At 46.4% G+C, this 7,866-nt stretch carries 8 protein-coding genes; all 8 read right to left on the reverse strand.

Translation table 11 applies throughout. The features are described from left to right. On the reverse strand, positions 1-590 hold a 590-nt coding region (locus AC29Z1_RS08510; protein ID WP_488271029.1), incomplete at its 3' end, for a transketolase family protein. A 61-nt stretch (positions 591-651) separates the two neighbouring features. Further along, positions 652-1,482 (reverse strand): transketolase, encoded by an 831-nt coding sequence (locus AC29Z1_RS08515; protein WP_488271030.1) that lies wholly within the window; start codon positions 1,480-1,482, stop codon positions 652-654. A 56-nt stretch (positions 1,483-1,538) separates the two neighbouring features. Next, a complete protein-coding gene (locus AC29Z1_RS08520) occupies positions 1,539-2,384 on the reverse strand; it encodes a YitT family protein (protein WP_488271031.1) in 846 nt (281 codons plus the stop codon). Positions 2,385-2,402: 18 nt separating this feature from the next. Further along, positions 2,403-3,491 carry a polysaccharide pyruvyl transferase CsaB gene (csaB, locus tag AC29Z1_RS08525; protein WP_488271032.1) on the reverse strand — a complete coding sequence of 363 codons (1,089 nt, stop codon included), beginning with the start codon at positions 3,489-3,491 and terminating at the stop codon, positions 2,403-2,405. After that, entirely contained in the window at positions 3,484-5,547 is a 2,064-nt protein-coding gene (locus AC29Z1_RS08530; protein ID WP_488271033.1) for a DUF5693 family protein, read from the reverse strand. The genes csaB and AC29Z1_RS08530 overlap by 8 nt, the downstream gene beginning before the upstream one ends. A gap of 57 nt (positions 5,548-5,604) precedes the next feature. Next, entirely contained in the window at positions 5,605-6,297 is a 693-nt protein-coding gene (locus AC29Z1_RS08535; protein ID WP_488271034.1) for an LmeA family phospholipid-binding protein, read from the reverse strand. A 25-nt stretch (positions 6,298-6,322) separates the two neighbouring features. After that, positions 6,323-7,427, reverse strand: a protein-coding gene (prfB, locus tag AC29Z1_RS08540) for a peptide chain release factor 2 (protein WP_488271035.1) whose coding sequence is annotated in 2 segments (ribosomal slippage) — positions 6,323-7,354 and positions 7,356-7,427 — 1,104 coding nt in all. Because the reading frame shifts where the segments join, the coding sequence is not laid out codon by codon here. A 49-nt stretch (positions 7,428-7,476) separates the two neighbouring features. Further along, the coding region (locus AC29Z1_RS08545) for an SEC-C metal-binding domain-containing protein (RefSeq protein WP_488271036.1) at positions 7,477-7,866 on the reverse strand (390 nt) is incomplete at its 5' end.

Genomic DNA, 7,866 nt, shown 5'->3' on the forward strand with positions numbered 1-7,866 from the left:
CAGGCAATAATCGTTACATCCTTACCGTCAGCCAGTAACGCTGCCTTGCCAAGCTGGAATTGATAAGCTTCACCAAAAACATTCGGCACAGGTGCTCGTCCTAACCGGATATATACTGGTCCTTGGTATTCGGCAGCAAACTCAATTACTTGCTTGGTTTCTGTAGGATCTGCCGGAACAATCACCGTCATGTTTGGCAATGCCCGCATTACGGCAATGTCCTCAATGGATTGGTGGGATGCGCCATCCTCGCCCACAGTCAATCCTGCATGCGTAGCAGCAATTTTAACATTGAGTTTCGGGTAGCAAATAGAGTTGCGGATTTGTTCAAAAGCTCTGCCGGTAGCAAACATGGCAAACGTTGAGGCAAACGGAATTTTACCAGCGGCAGCCAAGCCGGCTGCTACCCCCATCATATTTTGCTCGGCAATCCCGACATTGAAGAACCGATCTGGATAGGCTTTGGCAAACACATTGGTTTTTGTTGACTTTGATAAGTCGGCATCCAGGACTACGACATTTTTATTACGGTCGCCCAGATCTTTTAAGGCTAAACCGTAGGCTTCTCTGGTTGCTAATTGATTAGCCATATGTATATCACACCTCGTTCTCTCAGTTTGAAGTCAAAACACCATTTGTTTATCTCCCAGATTACTGTAATTCTGCCAGGAACTGTTCACATTCCTCACGACTGGGAGCCTTGCCATGCCAGTCGGCGACATTTTCCATTTTGCACACACCCTTGCCTTTAATGGTTTTAGCGACAATCATGGTGGGTTTATCTTTTACTGTCTTGGCTGTCTGAATGGCATCATAAATAGCATTATAGTCATGACCATCGATAACCAGTACATGCCAACCAAAGGCTTGCCATTTTTCAGGAATGGGTAACGGTGACATAACTTCCGCAACCGGACCGTCGATTTGCAGACCATTATAGTCAACAAAGGCCGTAAGGTTGTCCAATTTGTAATGGGCAGCAAACATAGCCGCTTCCCAAATCTGCCCTTCTTCCAATTCGCCGTCACCTAGCAAAGCATATACCCGATAGTCTCTGGCGTCCAGCTTACCAGCCAGCGCCATGCCACAGGCCGCGCTTAGCCCTTGTCCCAACGAGCCTGTCGACATATCAACACCCGGGATATGTTTCATTTCCGGATGTCCTTGCAGTCGGCTGTCAATTTTACGCAACGTGAGTAATTCCTCTGCCGGTAAAAAGCCTTTTTCCGCAAGAGTAGCATACAGCACCGGAGCAGCATGACCTTTAGACAAAACAAAGCGGTCACGATTCGCATCCTTAGGGTTGGCAGGGTCAACCTTCATTTCAGCAAAATATAGAACCGCCAAAATATCAGTAGCCGACAACGAGCCGCCAGGATGGCCGGACTTGGCTTCGGTAACCATGCTGATAATATTGCGTCTGATGGATTTGGCCCGTCCAGCCAGTTCCTTAAGCTGTTCCGGGGTAAGTGTTTGTGTCATTCTTTCAACCTCCTAAGTTCTTTTATTGCTGATAGGCTATAAATATACCCATATAACTAATAAGTAGTACTAAACCCTTTGCCCAACACCTCATGTGCATCGGTAACAATAACAAATGCCTGGCAGTCAATGCGGTACACCAGTTCTTTCACCTGCGAAACTTCTCTGTTACTAACCACACAGAAAACAACCTCGCGATCAGCCTGAGTGTAGCCGCCACGTCCAGCTAATAACGTAACGCCTCTTCCAAGCTCATGCATGATGGCATCTGCCACCGCTTGCGAGGACTGTGACATAATGAAAAAGGCTTTCGCTGCGCTGGGGCCTTCCTGAACTAAATCAATAATTTGGGTAGTAACAAATAGGGAAATAATACCATACAAAGACAGTTCTGCGCTACCAAACACAATTCCAGCCAAGGCAATCACGAAAAGATCAACCGTGAGCAAAGCCTTACCCACACTAAGGCCTGTTAATTTATTAATAATGGCAGCCGCTAAATCCGTACCGGCAGTAGTTCCCTTGAACTTAAATACAATGCCCATGCCAATACCGGAAAGAACGCCGCCATATAGGGAATTGAGCAATAAATCCTGTGTTAATAGTGGCACATAAGGTGCCGTAAGATCTATGGTAAACGCTAAAATGCCTGCACCCAGCAGCGTATTTATACCGAAACGTGCCCCTAGTAGCTTAACACTTAGTAAAAACATCGGTAGATCCATGGCGATCATGGTCATCCCTACCGGCAGCCCAAAAGTATGATGGAGTACTGTGGCTAGGCCACTAGTGCCGCCTGCCGCGACCTTATTAGGAATAAGAAACATATTTAATGCTAAGGCAGTAATGGATGTCCCCAGCGCAATTCCCAGATAGTCCCGCAGCCACTTCCAATGTACCATGGCTACCTCCTGTTTACATTATTTCACTAGGCTAAGCGCTAATTCGGCATTCTGAAATGCTTTATTTCGTAATAAATTAATACGTTCTTCCCGCTGTTTGTTGGGGTGCTTGCGCTCCTCCCACAATTGGCGCACTTTTTCCATTAGACTATCGGTGCTAATACTTTTTAAGGTGCCAACATGCCGCTCGCCAATGGTTTCCAGAAAACGATCAATTTTCGGATCATAGGATATACCAGCCATCGGCACATGCATCACCGCGGCAAAAATTAGCGCGTGCAGCCTGATACCAATTAACAAATCTAAGTTTCCGACAAGTGACAACAGCTCACTAGTAGTATATTCACCAGGCAGCACGGCGGCTTCATATTTCATCCGGCTGGCTATTTTTTTAGAGACCTCCAGATCATCCGGGTACTGCATCGGAATGAATACCACCCGAACACCTAACTCCTCAATCATCCGGTCAGCTGTGTGGGATAACACCCGCTTAAAGTGCGACCATTCTTTCCACTCTCTTACCGAGATGCCAACAAGTGGCGTTACCCCTTCCAGACCGTGTTGTCGTAAAATATTGCGGCCAATCTGCCGATCTACCGGATGCATCGCCAACACCGGATCGGCTGTTACATAAATAGGTGGTACCGTTACCTTCAGCCGTTTAAGTTCTTCAAAGGAACCCTCATCGCGAACCGTAATCATGTCAACCATATTGCCAATATAGCGCATGGCCCCCTGAGCCAGCGTCCCCTGTACCGGCCCAATCCCCTGCGCATACAGCATAACCGGTTTTCCTAGTTTTTTGGCCATCAGCATAATGCTCAGATAATAATACAAACTGCGGTCACTGGTCACGTCCTGGAGCAAACTGCCGCCCCCGCTAATTAAGAGCTGACTTTTCGTCATCACTTTAAGAATTTCTGGATAATTAAGGCGATAGACGGCAGCAACACCGTGTCGACGTTTGGTATCATCAGGATTTCCAGAAATGACCGTAATATGAAGATTGGGTTCAATGTCAGTCAGAGCCTCAATCATGGCGGCCAGCATGGCTTCATCGCCAGCATTGCCGAAACCATAATAGCCAGAAACAACAATATTACTCATGGGCTGACGGACTCCTTCCCACCAACCGGATCGCTACGACCTGGATTATATATACGCCAATCACAGCCGCTGCGCCAATTACAGCTCCCAACAGCAAACCATCAAGGCCACGGATTGTCGACATCAACACCGGAGTTCTTAAATGCGCAAAGGTTTCAACCAGTGAACCCTGCGCCATAGTAGCTGCCACAATCAGGATGTATTGGACAAGCCGCGGCCATTTATGGTAGATAGCCATTACGGCCAACAAAAAGGCTGGATGACCAATTAAAAATTCTTTGCTGCGTGGTCTGGCGTACATGACCTTCTCTAACAAAGCCCGAAGTTTTAGTTCAATGGCTGGCACAGGCACTCCGGCCGTATGTCCGGAGCGACCAATAAATATCCAGGCACCTACAACGGCAACGCCAAACAAGAGAAGGATTTTTATGGTTACCGGATACTCAATAATACCGGTTATCTGCCGCCACAACCCTTGGGCATTGGTCTCAACTTTATCAAACAAATTGTAACGGGTTAAATAAATAATAGTAATTAAAATAAGCGGCGCAACAAAAGTTAATTTTACGCCACGATAGATTTCCATCTCCAGGAAAAAACGTACATCACTAAGAACAGCGCTAACATACATTCCGCCGATTAACGATAAAAAGGTGGTAATAGTAAGCGCACCAACACCAGCGGTAATCATCCGGCCTAACGAAGTAGTACATTGACCGGTTTCCTCCTGTTTACGCCAGCGGTCAAGCTGCCAGGTCATAGCCAGTACCGGAAAGCAAATGGCACTGGCCAGCGCTGCCATTTGCCGACACAATGTACCGCCACCTTTAAGTATCGGAAAGATTAACAGAGCTGCGATGATGACCATAAGCAAATACTGCCACCGTACAGCAAGCGGATACACCTGTAATAACAACAAAATACCAGCAGCCGTAGCCCCAAGCACAACCAACGCTAGGAGCCAAGGTGAAGCAAAGTAAGGCTGATAAGTCGCAGCCCTTCCCAGAGAAAACCCTTCTGCCAGCAGCGCTTGTTTAGTATCTGAGATATATTTCAGGTTGGTTTCTACAAGCGTCATGCCAGGTTCAGGCTTATTATACTTCCGCAGCAGATTCATACGAATATTGCGTTCCTGATCGGTAACTGTCCAGCGATGAACGGCATCACTCATTTTTAGTTTAGGCTGCTCATCTTTGGGAATGGCATACACCCGGGCTGCTTGATAGTTTAGAGCCGTTGCAAGCTGCATTAAGCCTTCTTGCTTAAAAAACTGCAGCTGTAATGGGTGTTCAATCATGGCCAATGTCAATTGGCGGTCTTTAAAATGGCTGACCGTCAGCGGCAACAAATCCGGGTAACCTAGTACCTCATCTCCGGAAAACATAATGGCTGAAAGGTTCTTAATACTAGCCAAACGCTCAAATACAGCATTGACATCATCGGCGGTCACTTTCGTATAGTTGGTTGGACGGGCAACTACATAAAAGCCCATGTCTTCAACAGCCTTAAGTTCATCAGTTGGCAAACCCAAATTCCATTTTACCACTTTCTCAAAATTGGCTTTTACCGCCAATACTGGGCGGTCACCGTCGGCTAGCAGCATTACCCTGTCAGGACTTAATCGCCGCTGTAAATCACTCATTACCTCTAAAAAAACTTGTCTATCCTGGCCGACAACATATACATCCTCAGCGTTGATTTTGCCACCAGCAATTAACCTGCGCCAAAAAGCATCATTCAGCGTACCGATACGGTCTTGGTGGAGAATATCCGCCCCAGACAAAGCAGTGATCTTGCCGCTTTTATTCAGTTTTTCCAGGGTAGTCTCATATACGGCTAAAGAAGTAATGCCAGCTTCTTTACATTGTTGAAATACATGCAGCGGCTCAACGCCTTCCATTAATGCTAATTCCATGAGATCTTCATAATCCATGACCAGTTCCACAGTAGAATTGGCATGTTCAACCGTATGACGCTGCCAATTAATGGTGAGCGAAGCCAATAGGCCAAGGATAATCAAGGCAATTAGCCATTTATTATAGCGAAAGGTTGACAAAAATCTCTCCACCTTTTTGAAACTGTCGAATACGTTTCAAGTGTTCTATTTTTATTACTATTCCCGGTTATCAGTATAAATAATAACTTGACCAGCTTCCATAACGATATCACGTACGTTCACACCAAATGGAAGTTTCTTGAGGTCAACCAGCTGTATTTCGGTTAACAGAGATCCGGCAATATTGCCTACAGGCGTATTGTTTAACAAAAATCGGTCGGTGACAAACGTGATCCGCTGATTTTCACGGTCACCGACAATCCGCCCCTCGAGCTTGACATCGACACGAGCAAATCCGCCTAACGTCAAAGCACTGCTGACCTCGACTTTACCAGAGTCTATACTTACAACCGCATGTTTAATCCCTTTTACTGAGCTGTTAAGAAATGCAGCCAGTTCTTCCTGACTAAGTGTTGCCATAATTGCTACATCGGTTAGCTGCTCAAACACCAGTTTACGACTGATTAATAAAGACTGAATATCAACATCTACGCCAGTGAGGCTAATTTGCATCGTCCGAAAGGTAATTTTGTCGGTTTTTACCTCACTGACATCTGCCGTTACTTTATCAAATTTACCGCCAAGCATGAGAATGGCCGGATTCTTTTCAACCTTAGCCGTCACCTGCTTGCTGCCAGTCAATTCACGCAGCCCCTGAGCCACAGCTTCTGATACGACTTTGGGCAATATCATTTGTACGGCGGCTATAACCATCATCATAAACAGGATGATTCTGGTAAAACGGTTCATAGGGAATTCCCCCTTAAGAAACTGATTACCGGTTTACATTACTTTTCAAGTAGGCTTCAATAAACAGGTCAATTTCACCGGCCATAACAGCCTGCACATTGCTCGTCTCCGCGCCTGTCCGATGATCTTTAACAAGATTGTATGGATGAAACACATAAGACCTAATCTGGCTGCCCCATTCTATGGCCTGATATTCGCCGCCTAATTCGGCCTTCTTTTCTTCTTGCTTTTGCCGTTCCAGTTCAAACAGCTTAGCCCGTAACAACCGCAGGCACTGCTCGCGGTTTTGAATTTGTGACCGTTCACTTTGGCATTGTACCACAATCCCTGTCGGCAAGTGGGTCATACGGACAGCAGAATCGGTTTTATTAATATGCTGACCGCCGGCACCACTAGCCCGGAAAGTATCAACTCTTAGGTCTGCCGGGTTAATTTCAATTTCCACCGAATCATCAATTTCCGGCATGACATCCACTGCGGCAAACGACGTGTGACGACGTCCGCTGGCATCAAACGGCGAAATTCGTACCAAGCGGTGAACACCTTTTTCTGCTTTTAAGTAGCCATAAGCATTAGTACCAGCCACCATGATGGTAACGCTTTTCACGCCAGCCTCATCGCCGGCAAGGAAATCCAATGTCTCAATTTTGTAATTGTTCTTTTCCGCCCAACGGACATACATCCTGAGAAGCATTTGCGCCCAATCCTGGGCTTCCGTACCGCCTGCACCAGCATGCAACGTCAATATGGCGTTATTAGCATCATACTCGCCTGAGAGCATCAGCGAAAGTTCAAGACGCTCGATATCCCGTTCAAGACTGGTAATTGCTTGTGCTACCTCAGGATACACACTCTCATCTTGTTCTTCCATTCCCAATTGCCACAAAATAGACATATCACTATGACGGTTAACCATATCCTGATACTGGGCAATACTATCTTTTAGCCGAGTAACCTCCTGGGCAATTTTTTGCGCTTCATCAGGGTTATCCCAGAAAGCCGGATCACTCATTCGATCTTCCAGTTCCTCGATACGTTCTGATTTTCCAGCTACGTCAAAGAGAAACCCTCATTTCATCAAGCTTTTGGGCCAAGGCTCCAATCGACCCACGTAAGTCTTCCAACAGCATCTTTTCAACTCCTACTATCTACCGCAATTTACGATGATCCAACCTAACTTTACTTGCCGCAGCAGCGCTTATATTTCTTGCCACTGCCACAGGGGCAGAGCTCATTGCGCCCGATGGTATCCTTATTAACAACGGGTTCCACTGGCTGAGACTGTGCTTCGCCTGCCTCACCGCCACGGGTAGCACTAGCTCCGGCGAGATGATCTTCCGGTTGGGCCTGAGAAATAATATTCACTCTAAACATATAGCGGACAATGTCTTCCTGGATATATTCCATCATTTGCTGGAACATCTCGTAACCTTCGATTTTGTACTCAACGAGCGGATCTTTTTGCCCGTATGCTCTAAGGCCAATTCCTTGACGCAGCATTTCCATGGCATCAAGATGTTCCATCCATTTGGCATCAACGGTTTTAAGCATTACCACTTTTTCAAGTTC

The sequence above is a fragment of the Sporomusa sp. genome (genome assembly GCF_057736855.1).

Bases quoted from the DNA above. Each gene is read 5' to 3' on its own strand.
- AC29Z1_RS08515 (WP_488271030.1), bottom strand. From the start codon at position 1,482: ATGACACAAACACTTACCCCGGAACAGCTTAAGGAACTGGCTGGACGG.
- AC29Z1_RS08520 (WP_488271031.1), bottom strand. From the start codon at position 2,384: ATGGTACATTGGAAGTGGCTGCGGGACTATCTGGGAATTGCGCTGGGG.
- csaB (WP_488271032.1), bottom strand. From the start codon at position 3,491: ATGAGTAATATTGTTGTTTCTGGCTATTATGGTTTCGGCAATGCTGGC.
- AC29Z1_RS08535 (WP_488271034.1), bottom strand. From the start codon at position 6,297: ATGAACCGTTTTACCAGAATCATCCTGTTTATGATGATGGTTATAGCC.